The organism is Leeia oryzae DSM 17879, from assembly GCF_000376945.1.
GTDB classification, from domain to species: domain Bacteria; phylum Pseudomonadota; class Gammaproteobacteria; order Burkholderiales; family Leeiaceae; genus Leeia; species Leeia oryzae.
On the sequence record NZ_AQXU01000014.1, the window covers coordinates 17,788 to 36,161 of the forward strand.

At 54.4% G+C, this 18,374-nt stretch carries 19 protein-coding genes; 13 read left to right on the top strand and 6 right to left on the bottom strand.

Going from position 1 to position 18,374, the window contains the following annotated elements; genetic code table 11:
- Positions 1-144 precede the first annotated feature (144 nt).
- From F552_RS0102240 to F552_RS18245, 7 genes are all read left to right on the top strand, one after another.
- A complete protein-coding gene (locus tag F552_RS0102240; RefSeq protein WP_018150087.1) occupies positions 145-1,128 on the top strand; it encodes a GlxA family transcriptional regulator in 984 nt (327 codons plus the stop codon).
- A 128-nt stretch (positions 1,129-1,256) separates the two neighbouring features.
- Positions 1,257-2,204, top strand: a complete 948-nt coding sequence (choX, locus tag F552_RS0102245) for a choline ABC transporter substrate-binding protein (RefSeq protein WP_026182320.1) — start codon at positions 1,257-1,259, stop codon at positions 2,202-2,204.
- A gap of 241 nt (positions 2,205-2,445) precedes the next feature.
- Entirely contained in the window at positions 2,446-3,387 is a 942-nt protein-coding gene (locus F552_RS0102250) for a choline ABC transporter substrate-binding protein (RefSeq protein WP_018150089.1), read from the top strand.
- A 210-nt stretch (positions 3,388-3,597) separates the two neighbouring features.
- Positions 3,598-4,410 carry a transporter substrate-binding domain-containing protein gene (locus F552_RS0102255; RefSeq protein WP_156802201.1) on the top strand — a complete coding sequence of 271 codons (813 nt, stop codon included), beginning with the start codon at positions 3,598-3,600 and terminating at the stop codon, positions 4,408-4,410.
- A gap of 116 nt (positions 4,411-4,526) precedes the next feature.
- A complete protein-coding gene (locus F552_RS0102260; protein WP_018150091.1) occupies positions 4,527-5,426 on the top strand; it encodes an SPFH domain-containing protein in 900 nt (299 codons plus the stop codon).
- 9 nt (positions 5,427-5,435) lie between these two features.
- A complete protein-coding gene (locus F552_RS0102265; protein WP_018150092.1) occupies positions 5,436-5,882 on the top strand; it encodes a VOC family protein in 447 nt (148 codons plus the stop codon).
- Positions 5,883-5,900: 18 nt separating this feature from the next.
- Positions 5,901-6,524, top strand: a complete 624-nt coding sequence (locus F552_RS18245; RefSeq protein WP_018150093.1) for a nucleoside/nucleotide kinase family protein — start codon at positions 5,901-5,903, stop codon at positions 6,522-6,524.
- Positions 6,525-6,635: 111 nt separating this feature from the next.
- Here F552_RS18245 and F552_RS0102275 read toward each other — a convergent pair whose 3' ends face one another.
- On the bottom strand, positions 6,636-7,556 hold the full coding sequence (locus tag F552_RS0102275; RefSeq protein ID WP_018150094.1) for a LysR family transcriptional regulator: 921 nt from the start codon (positions 7,554-7,556) through the stop codon (positions 6,636-6,638).
- A 152-nt stretch (positions 7,557-7,708) separates the two neighbouring features.
- Between F552_RS0102275 and F552_RS0102280 the strand changes: the two genes are divergently transcribed.
- Both F552_RS0102280 and F552_RS0102285 read left to right on the top strand, forming a co-directional pair.
- Positions 7,709-8,086 (top strand): nuclear transport factor 2 family protein, encoded by a 378-nt coding sequence (locus F552_RS0102280; RefSeq protein ID WP_018150095.1) that lies wholly within the window; start codon positions 7,709-7,711, stop codon positions 8,084-8,086.
- A gap of 346 nt (positions 8,087-8,432) precedes the next feature.
- A complete protein-coding gene (locus F552_RS0102285; protein WP_018150096.1) occupies positions 8,433-9,176 on the top strand; it encodes a hypothetical protein in 744 nt (247 codons plus the stop codon).
- Positions 9,177-9,249: 73 nt separating this feature from the next.
- On the opposite strand, the gene F552_RS0102290 is transcribed toward F552_RS0102285, so the two are convergent.
- From F552_RS0102290 to F552_RS0102310, 5 genes are all read right to left on the bottom strand, one after another.
- Positions 9,250-10,056 (bottom strand): thymidylate synthase, encoded by an 807-nt coding sequence (locus F552_RS0102290; protein WP_018150097.1) that lies wholly within the window; start codon positions 10,054-10,056, stop codon positions 9,250-9,252.
- A 61-nt stretch (positions 10,057-10,117) separates the two neighbouring features.
- Positions 10,118-11,476: an ATP-binding protein gene (locus F552_RS0102295; protein WP_018150098.1), complete on the bottom strand. Its 1,359-nt coding sequence runs from the start codon at positions 11,474-11,476 to the stop codon at positions 10,118-10,120.
- Positions 11,469-12,146, bottom strand: a complete 678-nt coding sequence (locus tag F552_RS0102300; RefSeq protein ID WP_018150099.1) for a response regulator transcription factor — start codon at positions 12,144-12,146, stop codon at positions 11,469-11,471. Before F552_RS0102300 ends, F552_RS0102295 begins: the two co-directional genes overlap by 8 nt.
- Positions 12,146-12,439 carry a hypothetical protein gene (locus F552_RS20680; protein WP_018150100.1) on the bottom strand — a complete coding sequence of 98 codons (294 nt, stop codon included), beginning with the start codon at positions 12,437-12,439 and terminating at the stop codon, positions 12,146-12,148. The genes F552_RS0102300 and F552_RS20680 overlap by 1 nt, the downstream gene beginning before the upstream one ends.
- Before the next feature lie 68 nt (positions 12,440-12,507).
- Entirely contained in the window at positions 12,508-13,017 is a 510-nt protein-coding gene (locus F552_RS0102310) for a glycine zipper 2TM domain-containing protein (RefSeq protein WP_018150101.1), read from the bottom strand.
- Positions 13,018-13,271: 254 nt separating this feature from the next.
- Here F552_RS0102310 and F552_RS18255 point away from each other — a divergent pair, with 254 nt between their 5' ends.
- From F552_RS18255 to tauA, 4 genes are all read left to right on the top strand, one after another.
- Entirely contained in the window at positions 13,272-14,036 is a 765-nt protein-coding gene (locus F552_RS18255; protein ID WP_018150102.1) for an EAL domain-containing protein, read from the top strand.
- Positions 14,037-14,129: 93 nt separating this feature from the next.
- Positions 14,130-14,630: a GNAT family N-acetyltransferase gene (locus F552_RS0102320; RefSeq protein WP_018150103.1), complete on the top strand. Its 501-nt coding sequence runs from the start codon at positions 14,130-14,132 to the stop codon at positions 14,628-14,630.
- A gap of 184 nt (positions 14,631-14,814) precedes the next feature.
- On the top strand, positions 14,815-17,028 hold the full coding sequence (locus tag F552_RS0102325) for a SulP family inorganic anion transporter (protein WP_018150104.1): 2,214 nt from the start codon (positions 14,815-14,817) through the stop codon (positions 17,026-17,028).
- 335 nt (positions 17,029-17,363) lie between these two features.
- Positions 17,364-18,371 carry a taurine ABC transporter substrate-binding protein gene (gene tauA / locus F552_RS0102330; RefSeq protein ID WP_018150105.1) on the top strand — a complete coding sequence of 336 codons (1,008 nt, stop codon included), beginning with the start codon at positions 17,364-17,366 and terminating at the stop codon, positions 18,369-18,371.
- Positions 18,372-18,374 lie beyond the last annotated feature (3 nt).

The window sequence follows — 18,374 nt, forward strand, 5'->3', positions numbered from 1 at the left end:
AAGTAATACTACTGCTGTATCGCCAGTCTTTTTGATGTAAGCTAATTTATTTGCATACTTGTAGATTGGATCCCATTTGCCGCCATGTGTCATGGCAAGTGCCCAATGCAATACCCGCGCAATATGTAGATAGGGGATGACCTGATGGTTCCGCAAGATATTTCACAACTCTCCCACATCGGCTTTCTGGTGTTACCCAGTTTCTCCATGATTGCATTTACCAATGCGGTCGAACCGCTGCGGATGGCTAACCAGCTCAGCCGCAAGCGTCTGTATCGCTGGTCCATCATCACCTGTACTGACGAACCCGTGCTGGCCAGTAATGGTTTGGCCATTACGCCTACAGTACGTCCGGAAGAAGTCCCCAAGCCCGATATCCTGTTTGTCTGTGGCGGAACCCATGTGCGGGAAGCAGTCACTGACCAGGTCATTTCCGTTGTTCGCAAATATCATCAGGCAGGTGTGGCGCTCGGGGCGGTATGTACCGGTACGTTTGCGCTGGCAAAAGCCGGGGTGCTGAATGGCTACCGTTGTTCCATTCACTGGGAGAACCTCTCTGCCATTCGTGAGGAATTCCCCGGCATCGACTTCTCAGGTGAGCTGTTCGTGATCGACCGTGACCGCTTTACCTGTAGTGGCGGCACTGCGCCGCTAGACCTCATGATCAACATGATCCGCTTCAAGGGTGGCAAGAGCCTGGCCGCGGATGTTTCGGAACAATTCATCATGGATCGTATCCGTGATGAAAAAGACCGCCAGCACATCCCGCTGGTGGCGCGCATTGGTGCCGGTCACGAATCCTTGCTGGAAGCCGCACTGGCCATGGAAGGCAATATCGAAAACCCGATTTCGCTGGACAAACTGGCCGAAGATCTCGGGTTGTCTCTCCGACATCTGGAGCGCCTGTTTAAACGCTATCTGGGGACCACGCCGGCCCAGTATTATCTGGACCTGCGTCTGCGCCGTGCACGCGAGCTGCTACTGCAAACCAATATGTCGGTGATGGAAGTCACTGTCGCCTGCGGTTTTCAGTCTTCTTCGCATTTCAGCAAGTCTTATCGCGGTGTCTTTGGCTACCCGCCAAGCCGTGAGCGTCACCCTGACGTTCAGCACGTCACCATCATGTAATTCTGAAGGGCTGCTGCCACTGCACGCAGCCCGGTGTTATCGCAATTCACGGATATCATGGCCCTGCAGGTGTAGGGTCAGGTGTCTCTTTACGACCTGTTTCATCTAACCCTGGAGTTCGGATGCAAATGCGTATCAGTAAATTGCTATCGTCAGCCAGCACCATGCTGGTTTCTTTTTGTGTGATGGGGGCCGAGGCGCAAGAAGCACCGCAATGCCAGAATGTCCGGTTTGCCGAGGTCGGCTGGACCGACATTACCGCTACGACCGCACTTTCATCGACGGTGTTAAAGGCGCTGGGCTACAACCCTTCCTCCACCATTCTGTCTCTGCCCGACACATTCAAGAATCTGAAGTCAAAGCAGGTAGATGCCTTTCTGGGGTACTGGAGCCCGAGCCAGACCCCGGTAGTGGCCCCGTTTCTCAAGTCGGGCGATATCAAGATGGTGCCGCACCCTAATCTGGTAGGGGCCAAATATACGCTGGCGGTTCCTGCCTATGCCGCGGCTGGCGGGCTCAAGAGTTTTGCCGATCTGGCCAAATACAAAGACAAGCTCGGGTATACCATTTACGGTATTGAGCCTGGTAACGATGGCAACAAACTGATTAACGACATGATCAGCAAAAACCAGTTCGGTCTGGGCGACTTCATGGTGGCAGAGTGGGGCGAACGCGGCATGCTGATGGAAGTGAAGAAAGCCATCTCCGAAAAACGCTGGATTGCGTTTCTTGCCTGGGAGCCGCATCCCATGAATGTGGATTTCAACCTGACCTACCTTAAAGGCGGCGATGCCATTTTTGGTGCCAACTATGGCGAAGCAAAGGTATTCACCCTGATGTCTTCCGATTATCAGACCCGCTGCCCGAATGTTGGCAAACTGCTGGGGAACCTGCAATTTACGCTGGACATGGAAAACCGGGTCATGGGTAGCATCATGAGTAAAAGCAAACCGCTGGTGGCCGCCAAAGACTGGCTAAAACAGAACCCGGCAGTGCTCAAGAACTGGCTGAATGGCGTAACGACATTCGATGGCAAGGACGCGTTGCCAGCAGTCATGTCGGCCATCGGGGCGTGACGAAAGGCGTACGACCGTTTTGCTGATGGCATGAAAACCGGAGGCGCTGAATGGCAAATTCATGTCGCTGTCGTTCAATTCGCACAAGGTAATGCCTGTCACTCTTCCGCTACAACGGATGAGGTCCGGAGAGGGGCGCTGACCGTTGCTGTACCCAAAAACAAAGTGTTATCGGAGAGAGACTGGTCACCCGTTCTGACGGGTTACCGGTATTGTTTGGCTTATTCAAGGAGATTCAGTAATGCTGCAATCACGTAAACTGTTGGCCACTCTTGCAATTGCGGCATGTAGCCAGCTTGCCTTCGCGCAAGACCCTGCTGCCTGTCAAAAAGTACATTTCGCAGATGTCGGCTGGACCGACATCGCCGCCACCACCGGTATGGCTTCTGTCGTGCTGGATGGTCTTGGCTACAAACCATCAACCACCATTGCTTCTGTGCCTATTACGTTTGCCGGTATCAAATCCAAACAGATCGATGTGTTTCTGGGTTACTGGAACCCGAGCATGACGCCAGTCATCGAGCCGTTCATCAAGGCCAAGCAGATCAAGGTGCTGGACAAGCCTAACCTGGTCGGTGCCAAGTACACCCTGGCCGTGCCATCTTACGTTGCCGCTGCCGGCCTGAAGAGCTTTGCCGACATCGCCAAGTTCAAAAAAGAACTGGACGGCAAGATTTTCGGTATCGAACCGGGTAACGATGGTAATGCGCTGATTCAGGGCATGATCCAGAAAAACCAGTTTGGCCTGAAAGACTTTAAACTGATCGAGTCCAGTGAAGCCGGTATGCTGGCCGAAGCCGAGCGCGCCGTTCGCCAGAAGAAATTCATCGTTTTCCTGGGCTGGGAACCACACCCAATGAACGTGAAAATGCGCATGACCTACCTGACAGGCGGGGATGACGTATTCGGCCCGAACCTGGGTGAAGCCAAAGTGTATACCGCGGTATCCCCAGATTACGAAACACGCTGCCCGAACGTAGGCAAGTTTGTGAACAATCTGGAATTCACCACCGGTATCGAGAACATGGTCATGGGTCCGATCATGAACAAAACCAAGCCTGAAGTGGCTGCCAAAGAATACCTGAAGAAAAACCCGGCCGTGCTGAACAAATGGCTGGCAGGTGTGACAACATTCGACGGCAAAGATGGCCTGGCTGCCGTGAAGAAATCTCTGGGTCTGTAATCTGACCAGTTACGCAATGCCTTGCGTAAAAAAGGGTTGGCGTTTGCCAACCCTTTTTGCTTTTTTGGGAGTTGCAGCTACACTGGTAATATCTACATAATATTCAAATGGTATACTGCATCGGTTTGTGATGCCAAATGATGGCATCGCCTCCAATCACGACCCATCCGTCACCAGACGAGACACCCCCGGCAAAAGGTATTGCAATTTATGATGCAGCATATGAAACCCGTGTTCAGCAGGCTTTTATGTGCATCATTCCGCGCTAGCCTTGTCCTGTGTCTGAGCATGGGGTCGGCCCAGGCTAAAGAGTCCGTCATTCTCGGCATCAATGAATTATCCCTGCCGCCCTATATCATGGAAGACGGGCCCGGTTTTGCCACCCAGCCCGGTTTGTCTGTCGAGCTGGTAAAAGTGGCCGCTAATGCCTGTCAGGTAGACATTGTGCTGCAGCGGCTGTCTGCCATGCGCTTGCTGCAAGCCCTCAAGGTCAACAGCATCAATGGCGTGATTCAGCTTTCTTATAGCAAAGAGCGGGATGATTACGCCGCTTTTCCCATGAAAGACAATCAGCCTGATGCCAATGTACGGCTGACGCACCTGAAATACAGTTTCTTTACCAATGCCAACCAGCGTATGGGTTGGGATGGCCAGCATCTGACCGGTTCGGATCTGCCTGTTGGCGCCATCTTTGGCTGGTCCATCGTAAAAGATCTGCAAAAAATGCAAATTCCCGTGGATACCGCTACCGACTTCAAGTCCAATCTGGCCAAGCTGAAGGCCGGACGTATCTCTGCGTTTGCCGTCCAGCCCGCGCTGGCGCAAGCGTACCTCAAAGGCCGGCAGGATATCGTCGAACTGACACCGGCCATCATCGAAAAAGATTACTTCCTCCCGTTCAGCCATGCCTACAAGGCCGACAAGCCTGAAGTTGTGCAATGTCTGTGGCGGCAGATTGCCGCCCGCCGCGATGCACTGATGCAGCACCTGGAACCCGTCTATCATGAGCTGATGCTGCGTTAATCCCAGAAGCATGGTGTGTCTGCGCAAAATCTTTGCTGTTCTCTGGATGAGGCCGGTTTTCTGGACTTTGTCTATGCCATAATCATGGCAATGCCATTACCGCTAAAGGATGCTTTATGGATCTGTTCTTGCTTGTGATTGCCGCTGTGGTGGTTGCTACCCTAGTGTTAGGGGTACGCATCGTCGAACAGCAAACCGTGGCGATTGTACAAACGCTTGGCCGCTATGCCAGAACCCTTACCCCAGGCTTAAACTGGATCTGGATTCCCTTTCAGCAAACCGCGGGCAAGCTGTCGCTCAAGATCGAATCCGTCCCCGCCACGGTCGAGGTCAAAACCCTGGACAACATGTTTGTGGCCCTGCCCGTGAACCTGATGATTCAGGTGGAGGCAGAAAATGCCGCAGATGCGTTTTACAAGCTGAAAGAACCCCACGAACAAGTCCGTGCCTGGGTGCTGAATACCGTCCGCTCGGTGGCGGCTTCCATGACGCTGGAAGACATGTTCAAGGACCGCGAAAAGATCGTCGGCGAAGTGCGGACGGTACTGACCACCAAATTGTCCGAATTTGGCTACCGGCTGGAAGGCGTGCTGATTGACCAGCCAACCGTATCGCTGGAAGTCCAGTCCTCGTTTAACCGGGTCGTGGCCGCTACCCGCGAGAAAGAAGCCGCCCAGCAAGAAGCCGAAGCCGCCAAAATCCGTACGGTGAAACAGGCAGAAGCCGAGGCAGAGGCCCAGCGCCAGCGCGCCAAGGGCCTGGCAGACTCGCGCAAGCTGCTGGCCGAGGGGTTGAAAGAATCGTTACTGGAGTTTGAAGGCATTCCGCCCCATGAAGCCATCGCCGTACTGCTGGAAACCAACCGCATCGATGCCCTGCGCGAAATCGGCAAACATAACAATCTGGTGATTCTGGACCTGGCCAAATCCGATGCTACCCAACAGGCATTAATGCCCTTGCTGGGTGGCCTGAAGCGCAAAGCAGCAGCGGATGACCATACTGACAAATCCGCCTAGGAGACCGGCATGGTCGAAGTCACCGGCATAGACCACATTTATATCAGTGTGTCTGACCTGACCGCGTCAGAGGCCTTTTACAACGCGGTGTTGCGAGACGTACTGGGCTTCCGCCAGAACCGGTTTGAACTGGCCGCGGACCTGCACGTGCAATACTACAACCGCCACTTCGGCTATGTGCTGCGCCCGGCCAAGTCAGGCCCGGTGCATGACAACTACGCACCGGGCTTGCATCATCTATGCTTCCGGGTGCATACCATTGCCGATGTTCAGACCGCTGCCAGAGAACTGGCTGAACGGGGCATCAGCTGTACCGCTCCCGCGTTATACCCGGACTATGCGCCGGACTACTGGGCTACCTTCCTGTATGACCCGGACGGCATCCGGCTGGAAATCACCAATTACCGGCAAGAACGACAATGGCGACATGATCACTGGGATGATCAACCCGCCTGATACAGATGGAATACGCAAATGTTTACGACAGAAGCACGGCAACGCCTTGAACACCTGCTACAAGACGGCCAACGCAAAATCCTCGGGCTCATCGGCCCGCCCGGCGCCGGCAAGTCCACCGTGGCAGCCGTGATTCACCAGCACTTCCCGCAGCAAAGCGTCGTCGTCCCTATGGACGGCTATCATCTGGCCAATGTTGAACTGGCGCGTCTGGGCAGGGCAGACCGCAAAGGTGCGCAAGACACCTTCGACAGCGCCGGGTTTGTCAGCCTGCTGCATCGCCTGAAGCACCAGGACGCGGATGAAATTGTCTACGCGCCCGAGTTCCGCCGCGAGATCGAAGAACCCATCGCCAATGCCATCCCCGTCTTGCCAGAAACCCAACTGATCATCGTGGAAGGTAACTACCTGCTACTAAACACTGGCCACTGGCGTAACGCTGCACCTCTACTGGATGACACCTGGTACATCGAGGTCGATGCCAACACCCGCCTGGAACGACTGATTAACCGACACATGCAATTTGGCCGCACCCGTCAAGCAGCAGAAGCCTGGGTCGAGGCAACGGATGAACCGAATGCGAGGATGATTGAGGCGACGAAGGTGTTGGCTGGGTATGTTTTGCATATGGATACAATTTGAGCATCAGAGCCAGCTACTTTTGAAATTGAGTTGCCAATAAAGAACGAAAGAGGGAAACACAACTGATACGGATGTTCAAAAAGACTTAACCTATACCTTCGAAAAGGTGGACTAGGCATCCATAGTTAGCCCTTTCCACTCCCCAATGACATTCCGAACAAACTCCATAAATGCATCCACTTTTGCCGGTCGATAACGACGATGTTGGATAATCGCGTAAATACCTGGTGCCTCAGGTGTTAGGGGTTCATTAAACTGATCGAGGATCTCGATCAGTTTGCCCTCCCGCAAATCGCTTGCTAGCAGCCAATCGGGTTGCCTGATAATTCCCAGCCCGCTGCGTGCCATAGCGATCAGCGCAAACGATTCATTGCTAGCGTAGTTACCGTTAATATTGATAGTCTGATAAGTATTGTTATGCCAGTAGCGCCAACTTACTGGCGAAGTATCGTGTCGGTAAATCAGGCAGGTGTGGTGCTTCAAATCTTCCAGAAACGCAGGAGTGCCATGCTGCCTAAGGTAGGCTGGACTGGCACAGGTGATGCGCCGATAACGCAGTAAAGGAAGGGCAATAACATTGGCGTCCGCCAATAAGCCTGCGCGCAATCCAATATCGAAGTTTCCTGCAACTAGGTCTACGATTTGATCGCTCACTTGCAAGTCCAATGAAATTTCCGGGTAGCGCGCTGTGAACTCGCCTATACGCGGATATATAAAGGTTGTTGCCACACCCAACGGCAACGTGACTCTCAGACTTCCTTTCGGTTTCTCCGTGGCATCGCAAACTGCTGCCTCTAAGCTTGCTGCTTGTTCAAGCAAGTGCTTGGCGCGTTCGTACAAAACCATTCCTGCTTCTGTTACAGCAATTCGACGCGTAGTTCTTTCCAACAGGCGGGTGTTGTAGATTTTTTCGAGCTTTGCAAGGTTTTGTGTAACTTTTGTTGGCGATAGGCCTAGTACCTTGGCTGCCTTTACAAGGCTGCCGGTATCTACTATCTGGCAAAAAAGCCGCAGTGCATCAAGACGATCCATATATCCTCATTATTATAAAAACCAAAATAGTATGTTTAAATTTTCTTTGATTATAAGGTTTTTAAAAACAATTAGAATGTGACTCGTGTTCAGACTCCGCTAGTTATGGGCGGTATCTACATAATTTTCAATTACTTTAAAGGTTGCTAACCATGTCGATTCAATCGATTCATGAGATATCCAAGGCTGTAGAATTGTATTTCAATGCGTTATATGAGTGTGACCTTCATAAATTTGATCAGGTCTTCCACCCGAGTAGCAGTTTGTTTGATGCCACGAATGATTCTTTTACGGCGATGCCCATTGCAGATTATCGAGACATCATCGCCAACCGTAGGTCCCCGGCTAGCATCAGCCAGATGCGCGAAGATGAGTTAATTTCGATCGACTTATTGTCACAAGATATCGGCGTGGCTAAAGTTCGTTTACGCATCCATGACAAGGTGTTTATCGATCATCTCAATTTCGCCAGAATAGATGGCCGTTTCATGATTGTTGCCAAGTTGTGGCATGACATGACACCTAGCTGAGATTTTGTTTAAAAGTGCTAGGGTTTATTTGTAATGGCCCAGCACTTTCCGCACCTCCCCGACTGTAAATTTACTCAGTAATGCCGATACTTGGATGAGGGGCGCCACCTTCTAGAGTTTCATCAGCACTAATCATTTCAGGCCGGCTCTTAACGAGCTGGTTCTGAAGAATGCAGCATTTCCCACCTGCGACAATCCGACCAATATCGTGACCTCCTGCACCATGATCTGACGATCAATTTTAAGTATTCATTTTATGACAAATGTATAATTTGTTTGTGAGGATGCGTGTCTTTCTGCAAACCCCAGTCTGAAAGATGCTGGCAGCACCGACCAGATAACATTCATGTTAAAGGATTTCATTTATATGTTGTTGCAATGGCCAAACATGGTTTTTTTATTATGCCTCAGTAGCTGTATTCCTGACGTAAATGCGGCGTGCCAGGCCAATCATGGTATCTATCCTCCCATGCCTAAAACCGTCGTTGAGTCTAAGCAAGTCATCCCCAAGGGCTGGCACTTGGTTACTTGGGCAGATGGTGATCTGGATAAGGATGGGGTTGCAGACCGGGCAATGGTGATTGATCGAACCAAGGCAGCGGAAGAGGTTATTGATTTTACGATGGACGGAAAACCGGATGGATCGCCGGTGTACACCTATCCGAGAATGCTGATTATCCTGAAAGGCAAGGCAACTTGCGGGTATGGCCTCTGGGTGGCTGATCCATTTCTTCTGGATAGAAAAAATGACCGGGATGCGACTTCTGAAGATCAGGAAACCCGGTTGCAGTTATCCGCTGGCAGGTTGCACATTGCATACTTGCCCATTCACGGCCATTGGGACGTGACCTTTTTACTGACGCCAAAGAATGCTTTTAAGTTGGCCAGATTTGAGGGTTTGGATGGGGATGCATCTTCCATCGAGAAAGTGTCCATCGATTTTGCAAAAGGGGTGAAAACGGTTGAGCAAAGCAGTGATGGTCAGAAATCGCATGCCAAAACCATCACAACCAAGTTCCATGCCGCGCATGACTATTATTTAGGCGAGTATTGTTTGAACACAGTAGTGATGACATCAATACCCGATTAAGGGTGGGTGCAGCTATTACGATTTGCTATTTGAAAGCACGTACATGGAGTGATGCTTGCATCACTCCATCATCTTATACAGCCACCGGCGCCTTGATCCCCGGATGCGGATCGTAGCCTTCCAGAGTGAAGTCTTCGAAGGTAAAGTCAAACAGGTTCTTGACCGCCGGATTCAGGCGCATGGTCGGTAGGGCACGTGGTTCGCGGCTGAGCTGTTCTTTGACCTGATCCATGTGGTTCATGTAAATATGCGCGTCACCCAGCGTATGGATGAATTCGCCGGGTTGCAAACCGACGACTTGGGCGATCATCATGGTCAGCAGCGCGTAAGAGGCGATGTTGAACGGTACGCCGAGGAACAGGTCTGCACTGCGCTGGTACAGCTGGCAAGAGAGTTTGCCGTCTGCCACGTAAAACTGGAAGAAGGCATGGCAGGGCGGCAGGGCCATCTGGTCGATCTGGCCTGGGTTCCAGGCAGAAACGATAATCCGGCGCGAGTCTGGCGAATTTTTCAGCTGGTCCAGAATCTGCTGGATCTGGTCTACATGCGTGCCGTCCGGCTTGGGCCAGTTGCGCCACTGGTAGCCATACACCGGCCCCAAGCTGCCGTCTTCTTTGGCCCATTCGTCCCAAATGCTCACCCCATGTTCTTTCAGGTAGGCGATATTGGTATCGCCTTTCAGGAACCAGATCAGTTCATGGATGATGGACTTCAGGTGGACTTTTTTGGTGGTCAGCAGCGGGAAGCCTTCGCTCAGGTCATAGCGGCTCTGGTGCCCAAAAACGGAGATAGTACCGGTGCCGGTACGGTCAGTCTTGGTGTGACCATTTGCCATCACATGGCGGAGAATGTCGAGGTAGGCTTGTTCGCTGCGTGACATGAGAAAACCTTTATCTGGATTGCGGTCGATTTTAACACATCCCGTTTGGCGGTGAGAGAGGTCAGTGACTGACTTGCGGGAAACGTATCTCGAAGCAGGCGCCACCCAGACCTGGGGCTTGTCCGACGGTGATGGTGCCGTTGTAGCTGGCGACAATGTCGCTCACGATAGACAGGCCAATGCCGTGACCAGGGACGCTTTCATCCAGCCGGACACCGCGTTGCAAGACGGCAGCCGGGTCGGCCACGCCGGGGCCGTCGTCTTCCACCAGAATCGATAGTGAACCGGTGGTTAGTAGTGGGCGGATACGCACGGTATGGGCGGCCCATTTGGCAGCGTTATCCAGCAAGTTGCCGAAGAGTTCCATGGCATCGCCATCGCTGATGCGGGTTTTGAGCGTGGCCGGTATCTGGTTTTCAAAGGTCAGGTTTTTGTCCCGATGTACTTTTTCCAGCGTGCTGATCAGACGGGTAATGGTTGGGGCCAGCTGCGTTTGTCTGGACAACGGCATGGCGCCGCGGGTGGCCGCACGTTGCAGCTGGTAGCCAATCAGGGTTTCGATGCGGCTGGTTTGTTCCTGAACGGTTGCAGGGAAGTGCGGATCGGCCGTGTCGGTGCTGCGGATGACGGCGATGGGGGTTTTCAGGCTGTGCGCCAGGTCGTCCAGCGCATGCTGGTAGCGCTGCTGGCGCGCGCGTTCGCTATGAATGAGCGCGTTCAGATTATCGGTCAAGGGCTGGATTTCTTGCGGGTAACTGCCTTCCAGCGTGTCTTTGTCACCATTTTCGATGGCTTGCAGGCTGGTTGCCAGCCGCTGGAGGGGTTGTAACCCCCAGCGCAGCAAGAGCACTTGCAGTAACAACAGCAGGGCGGCGCAACCGGCCAGCCAGCGCCACAGGGTGTGCTGGTATTGCTGGATTTGCAGGTCGAACGGCTTGGCATCTTCGCTGACGCTGAAGGTGAGTGGAACCGGCCCTTTGTCGGTAGGCCAGGTGACACCCATGGCAAACGAGAAATAACGCTGTCCGTTTTCGTCGATGGCGGAGAAATAACGTTTGCCCGATGGCAGACTGGACACAAAGGTCACTGGCTGGCCAAGCGAAGAGGGAGATTGCCACAGGCTGCGGGCGCTGATGATCTGGGCGTACAGGCCGGACCCGGGCAGCATCAGGCTGGATTCAGTCAGTTGGTCGGGGAGCTGGATTTTGCCATTACTGTCCAGCTCAGTCGCCGCCATCAGCAGATAGGCGACAGCTTGCAGACGTTCTTGCCGGGTGGCTTCGGCATGGCTGCGGAAGGCTTTTTCCAGGGCGGCGGCGGTGAGCAGGGTAAAGGCGAGCAGCAACAGCAGGCTGGCCAGCATCATGCGCCACCGGATGGAGGGCGCGGACAGGCGCAAGTGCTGCCAGAGTTTATGCATGCGTCAGTACAAAACGGTAGCCGCGGCCACGCAGGGTTTCTATCGGTTGCAAACTGCCATCCGGGTCTACCTTTTTGCGCAAACGGCCCATTAGCACCTCGACTACGTTACTGTCCGGGTCATCGTTAACCGGGTAGAGGTAGTTGTTGAGTTCGAGCTTGGTGACCACCCGGTCCCGATGGCGGACCAGATATTCCAGCAGGCGGTACTCAAAGGCGGTGAGTTCCAGCTCTTGCTGGTTCAGCAAGGCTTTCTGGCCGTTCAGGTCCAGCATCAGCGGGCCGAACTGCATGTCCATTTTGGCGGCACCCCCTGCGCGACGCAGCAGGGCTTTGACACGCGCCAGCAACTCGGGTGGTTCAAACGGTTTGGTCAGGTAGTCGTCGGCACCGGCTTCCAGACCTTCGACCTTGTCCTGCCAGCGGTCGCGAGCAGTGAGAACCAGTATCGGCAGGGTTTTGCCCTGGTTACGCAAGTTCTTGATGACCTCTATCCCCGGCAGCTTGGGCAGGCCCAGGTCGATAATGGCGGCGTCAAACTGGGATTCTTGAGCCAGATACAGGCCGTTTTCCCCGTCTTGTGCGCCTTCGACACGGTAGCCTTCTTTGGTCAGCCAGTCACGCAGACGGGCGTTCAGGATGGGTTCGTCTTCGATCACCAGTATGCGCATCAGAAACCATCCTGAGGTGGGCGGAATTTTTTGCCGTGCGGATTACCACGACCGTTCTGGTCCGGCTCGCCGCGCGGGGTGGGGGCGGTATCATTCGCGATCCAGAGAATCACGATCTCACCGCTGTTTTTGAGTACCTTGACCCGGTAGCCGCCGCTTTTATCATCGACAGACAATACGCGGCCGCCACCGGTTTGCTGTTGTGCCATCCGGGCGGCGTCATCGCGGCTGACATCTGCCCAGGCTAGCACGGGCAGCAAAAGTGCAAGGCACAGCAGGGCAGAATGTCTCATGATGCTTCCTTTGTTGCTAACGGATTAATGCAATGTGCGTATTGTAGCGTGCCGATGATCGCCTGTCCTTAAAACACGGGGCTGACGGCGACATTCACTTTCATGTCACGACCTGGGTCGTTTGGCATGATGGTGGTGTAGCGGCGGCCTGCGTATTCGTAAGTGACCTTGTAGCCGGTAATGCGCTGGGTCCACTCTGGCTCGTTACGGCAGCGACGGACTTCTTCGGTACGGTAGTTATCGTTCCGGTTGTTGTCGTTCTGGCCCCATTTGTTACCGATCATGGCACCGGTGACGGCACCGATGGCGGTCATGGCATCCCGGCCGCGGCCACCACCAAACTGGTGACCGACGATGGCACCCGTGGCACCACCCAGAATCATGCCGGCGGTGTTGTTGCCGCTATAGTTACGGTCATCACGTACATTCACGGTTTCATTCCAGCATACCTGGCGGTCGGTGCTGACCCGTTCGTACTGGGGTTCTGAGCTTTTGACACGGGCATAGTCGGTGTAGCCTTCTGCATGCAGTTGAGCAACACTTGCCAAAGCCATCAAAGAAAGAATGTAGTTACGCATGATGTTTCTCCTGTCGGGTGACCACAATGTGTGTGTCGTTGGAGATCATCATAGGCGCAGTCAACTGAACATTTGCTGAACCGGTTTGAGGATGCAAAAAGCCGGTTTGCCGCATGCTTGCGTATCAATCATACGGGCATGCCGGCTATAAAAACATAACCAATCATTCATTAGAAATACAAGGTGCCAGTGCTAGACTATTTCGCATCGTTGCCGCCCGATGGTGGTCTGTCCGGGTATCCAGAGATGCGCACATGAATGATGCAAGACTGTTACAAACGTATATTGATACGGTGCATAACCGTTATTTTGCCGAACAGCCGCTGGCGCTGGATGAGCGCGGCCAGGTGGTTGGGCGCTTTTTCAAATGCATTATCGGCAGCCGGTTTGAACCGATCCAGTCTAGTCAGGGGGATTCGCTGATCGGGGTAGAGGCGCGGCTGGATAGCCGCCTGATCACCGGGCTTGGCCTGCCGGCGGCCAGTCTGTTTTCGCTGGCCAGCTCGGATGAAGCGTTGGCCAGGCTGGACCGTCTGAGCCGGATCATTCATACGCTGAACCATGCAGTGAGTGCCTACCGGCATTTGCCACTGTATCTGAATGTACACCCGCGCTTGCCGGTGATTGTTAAAGAGGGGCATGGCGAGGTGTTTGAAACCTTGCTGGGGTATCTGGATTTGTCGCCTGCGGATATCGTGATTGAACTGCCTGCCAGTGTGGCCGCCAAGCCGGCCTTGTCTGCGTCTGTCATCAGCAATTACCGCCGGCATGGCTTCCGGGTGGCCTCCAGTCTGGACGAACGCAGCCTGGAGGGTATCCTGACGGCCGATGTGAAGCCGGATCTGCTGAAGTTGCCTGTCGGGCTTGCCATGCGACAAGTGCTATCGCCGGGCGAGGTTGTGACTGCAGTGCCCGTGATTCTGAAAGACGTTCGCCAGTCGCCGCTGCCCGCAATGAATGGCATCCCTTCTGTCATCGGGCTGCAAGGCCCATGGGTCAACCGGCAGTTTGCCACTTAAATCCGTACACGATTGCGTCACGATGTTGACAGGGGCTAAGGGGACCTCTAAGGTAAAGTCCCCCCATCAACCCTGCGCAGGTGAAGTATCGCTATGGATATCATCAAGACCAAAGACCCCCGTTTTACCTTGCGGTTTGCCACGCCAGACGATGCCGGTATGGTCGTGGCGTTCATGAAGAAACTGGGTACTTATCAGAAAATGGCGGATAAAATCATCGCCACGGAAGAAGGCATCCGCAAGCTGTTGACGGACAAGCGGGGCGAAGCCGTTTTCGGGATGTACGATGGCGATATGGTCGGCTTTGTGTATTTCTGCCAGACTTCTTCTGCGTTTATCGGCCAGTCCGGTATCTACATCGACGGGTTTCTGGTAGATGACACCATGCGCTTTAAAGGGCTGGGCAAGATCATGATGGCTTTCATGTCCCGGCTGGCGCTGGACCGTGGTTGCCAGCGGCTGGAGTGGGGTTGTCTGGACTGGAACGAACCTACCATCAAATTCTATCGTGGCCTGGGCGCGTACTCGGTCGATGAAATGACCATTTACCGTTTTGCGCCGGATCAGTTAAAAGCCAACGCCGAGCAGTTTTGACGACGCGGGGCCTGTTGGCCCCGGTTTAGCCGCAGCAAACATTCAAAAGCGCTTGCGTAACCCGCTGGCGGGACATATAAGTTAATAAATGACCCGTAAGTTCATGCCGTGGTAATCGCCCGTCAGGGCGGGCTTATCAAGCTAGCATCATCATGTCCGTTCAGAGACAGAAAGCCAAAAGAGGATGAGTAACGAAGGCATTTTGCCCAACCGCAACACCTTGCCAGGCGATGTGTGGGGTGGCGTGGCCGCCATGCTGGTTGCGCTTCCGTCTGCCATTGCCTTTGGCGTGGCCATTTTTTCTGCGCTGGGCGGTGCTCTGGCGGCCGACGGTGCGCTGGCCGGGATTCTGGGGGCCATCGTCCTGGGGATTGCCGCACCCCTGTTTGGTGGTCGCTCCCTGATTGTCACCGCGCCCAGTGCGCCCGCTGCTGCCGTGCTGACGGCACTGGCGGTTACGCTGACCCAACAGGGGAATGCAACCTCGACCATCCTGATCCAGTTGGCCCTGATTGGCCTTCTGGCCGGCATTTTGCAGATCGGCTTCGGTTTCTCCGGTATTGGCCGTCTGATCCGTTATATCCCTTATCCGGTGGTGAGCGGTTATCTGAGCGGGGTGGGCATCATCATCATCAGTGGCCAGATTCCCAGGTTTCTGGGCGTGCCGTCATCTGCCCATTTGCTGGATGTCCTGCTCACGCCGGCCCTCTGGCACTGGCAGAGCATCGTTATCGGGGTACTGGTAATTGCGGTGATGTATTGGGCGCCCCGTTTCATCCGCATCATCCCGGCATCCATTCTGGCGCTGGTCGCCGGGGTGGCAGGCTATGTCCTGCTGGGGCTGTTGGGGCAGGCCGACTGGCGTACCACGGATAACCCGCTGCTGGTCGGGGTGATCAGCAGCGGCAATGTGCCCATGTCCGAGATTATCCATGAACACTGGATGGTGTTACGCGGGATCGGCATGCAGGAAATTGCCCAGGTACTGGCACCCGCCCTGACACTGGCTGCGCTGTTGTCGATCGACACCCTGAAAACCGGACTGGTGGTCGAGACGCTGACCAACAAGCATCAAGATCCGGACCGGGAGCTGATCGGGCAGGGGGTGGGGAATCTGCTATCAGCTTTGGTGGGCGGGATTTCCGGTTCTGGCACCATGGGGGCTTCGCTGGTCAATATCTCCAGTGGCGGCTCTACCTGGTTATCCACCTGGCTGACCGGCATTGCTTCTTTGCTGGTATTGCTGATGCTGGCCCCACTGATTGCCTGGGTGCCTATCCCGGCGCTGGCGGGCATTCTGATGGTGATCGGCGTGCGCATGATCGACCGCCACAGCCTGGCTTTCTTTTTTACGCCTGCAACCCGTCTGGACTTTGTGGTGATCTTTTCGGTCATCATGGTGTCGGTGTTTGTGAATCTGGTGGCCGCTGCTGGTGTTGGCGTGGCCTTGGCCATCATGCTGTTTATCCGGGAGCAGACGCGTAGCTCGGTGATCCGCAGCCGGATTGAAGGCAGCGAGATTTTTTCCAAACGCACGGCAAGGGTGTCGGCAGCCGAAGGAATCGACCCAGAGGGCAAAGGCGTCGTGGTTTTCGAGCTGCAGGGCAGTCTGTTCTTCGGGACGGCCAGCCAGTTGCAGGCGGCGCTGGAGCCGGAAATTCCTCACCGAAAATTCGTGATTCTCAGCATGCGGCGCGTGCAATCGCTGGATGTCACGGCGACCCACGTGCTGGAAAAAATCAAGGATCAGCTAGACGCCAACAATGCCCATCTTGTGTTTTGCGATATTCCCAAGGGCTTGCCCAGCGGGCTGAAAATGAAGCGCTTTCTGAAGGCGACGGGTCTGGTCGGGTTTACCAGCAAAGCAATTGCGTTTAATCAGCTGGACGACGCGCTGGAGTGGGTAGAGTCCCGTCAGCTGGCAGAGGCAAATGTACCACCCGCCATGGAGAATGCCACGTTCGAACTGCGGGCCATGCCGATGTTTGCCAGCTGTACTGAGGAAGCAATGGCTGCGCTGACGGCGGTGGCAGAGTTGCGGCTGGTCAAGGAAGGCAAACGGATCTACAAGGCCGGCGGGGAGGGGAATGCCCTGTTTTTGATCCGCAAGGGGCTGGTGAAGCTAAAGGCGCCCATCCGCAAGAAGGGCAGCTACCATCTGGCAACCTGCGGCGCCGGAGAAATGATTGGCGAAATGGGCTTTCTGGAAGGCGGCGTGTACCTGATGGATGCGACCGCAGCGGTGGAGACAGAAGTCTACGTGCTGACCAAGGAACAGTTCGACCAGTTGAGTGCCCTTTATCCGGATCTGGCACATGCCCTGCTGTATCACATGGCACACGCGCTGGCGGTGCGCTTGCATGCGTCGGTCATCGAAATCCAGGCGTTACGGCGTTAAATCATGATCCACGCCGATGGGGAGGGAGACGCCTCCCCGGTCTGACCGGCCTTGCTGGCCGGTCATCTTAGAATACTTGCTTCTTTGCTTAGTGCGCCGCAGTGCTCCTATGCAGGTATCTCCTCCCTTTTTTGCACCAAAATACCCCGAATTATGTTTTTCTCGCCCGGATTGGCGGGTTTTTCATCCGCAGAAACAACTGGCGGCCTCTTTAGATCAATTCTGCATTTAATAATGATTAAATATAATTTTTAGAAATAAAAAACGATATTTAATATATCCCTGTGTTCACGATAAACCGATTTGTTTTAATGAATCCATCAGGGAGAAACCTCATGAAAAAGCCTGCCCACAAACGCTGGTTGACCATTGCCATCGCACTCACCGGAGCTACCTGGCTCACCTCCGCCGCCGCAGAAGAAGTCACTGTCGCTTATCAGTATGGGGCTGATCCGGCCAAACTGGCCCAGATTGAAGGGCGCTACGAAAAAGCCACCGGCTGGAAGATCAACTGGAAGCGTTTTGACAGCGGTGCAGATATTGTGACTGCCATTGCCTCTGGCGATGTGCAGATCGGCAATATTGGTTCCAGCCCGCTGGCGGCATCGACCAGCCGTGGTTTGCCGATCAAGGCCTTTGTGGTGAATGCGCTTACCGGTGGCTCCGAGGCGCTGGTGGTTCGCAATGGTGCCGGTATCAGCAAACCGCAGGATTTTGCCGGTAAAACCATTGCCACGCCGTTTGTATCGACCGCCCACTACAGCCTGCTGTCTGCGCTGAAACACTGGAAGGTGGACCCGACCAAAACCAAGATCGTCAATCTGGCCCCGCCAGAAATCTTTGCGGCCTGGCAACGTGGCGATATTGATGCGGCCTACACCTGGGACCCGGCGCTGGGCAAGATCAAGCAAAGCGGCAAGGTGCTGACAGATTCGGCGGAAGTCGGCAAATGGGGCTCGCCAACCTTTGATAGCTGGGTGGTGCGCAAGGACTTTGCTGCATCACATCCGGATTTTGTGACCAAATTTGCCAAAGTTACGCTGGATGTGAATGCGGAGTACCGCAAAAACGCCAGCAAATGGACGGCAAACTCCGACATCGTCAAGAAAATCTCTGACCTGAGCGGCGCTACGCCAGAGGATATCCCGGCGCTGCTGGCCGGTAACAAGTATCCGGTTGCCAGTGAACAGTTGTCTGCGGCCATTCTGGGCGGCGGGTCTGTCAAGGCGATTACCGCGACGGCGGCCTTCCTGAAAGAGCAGAAGAAAATCGATCAGACCTTGCCATCGTACACCGAGGCGGTCGATGCCCAGTTTGTTCGCAAGGCGGCCAGCCTGAAGTAACGT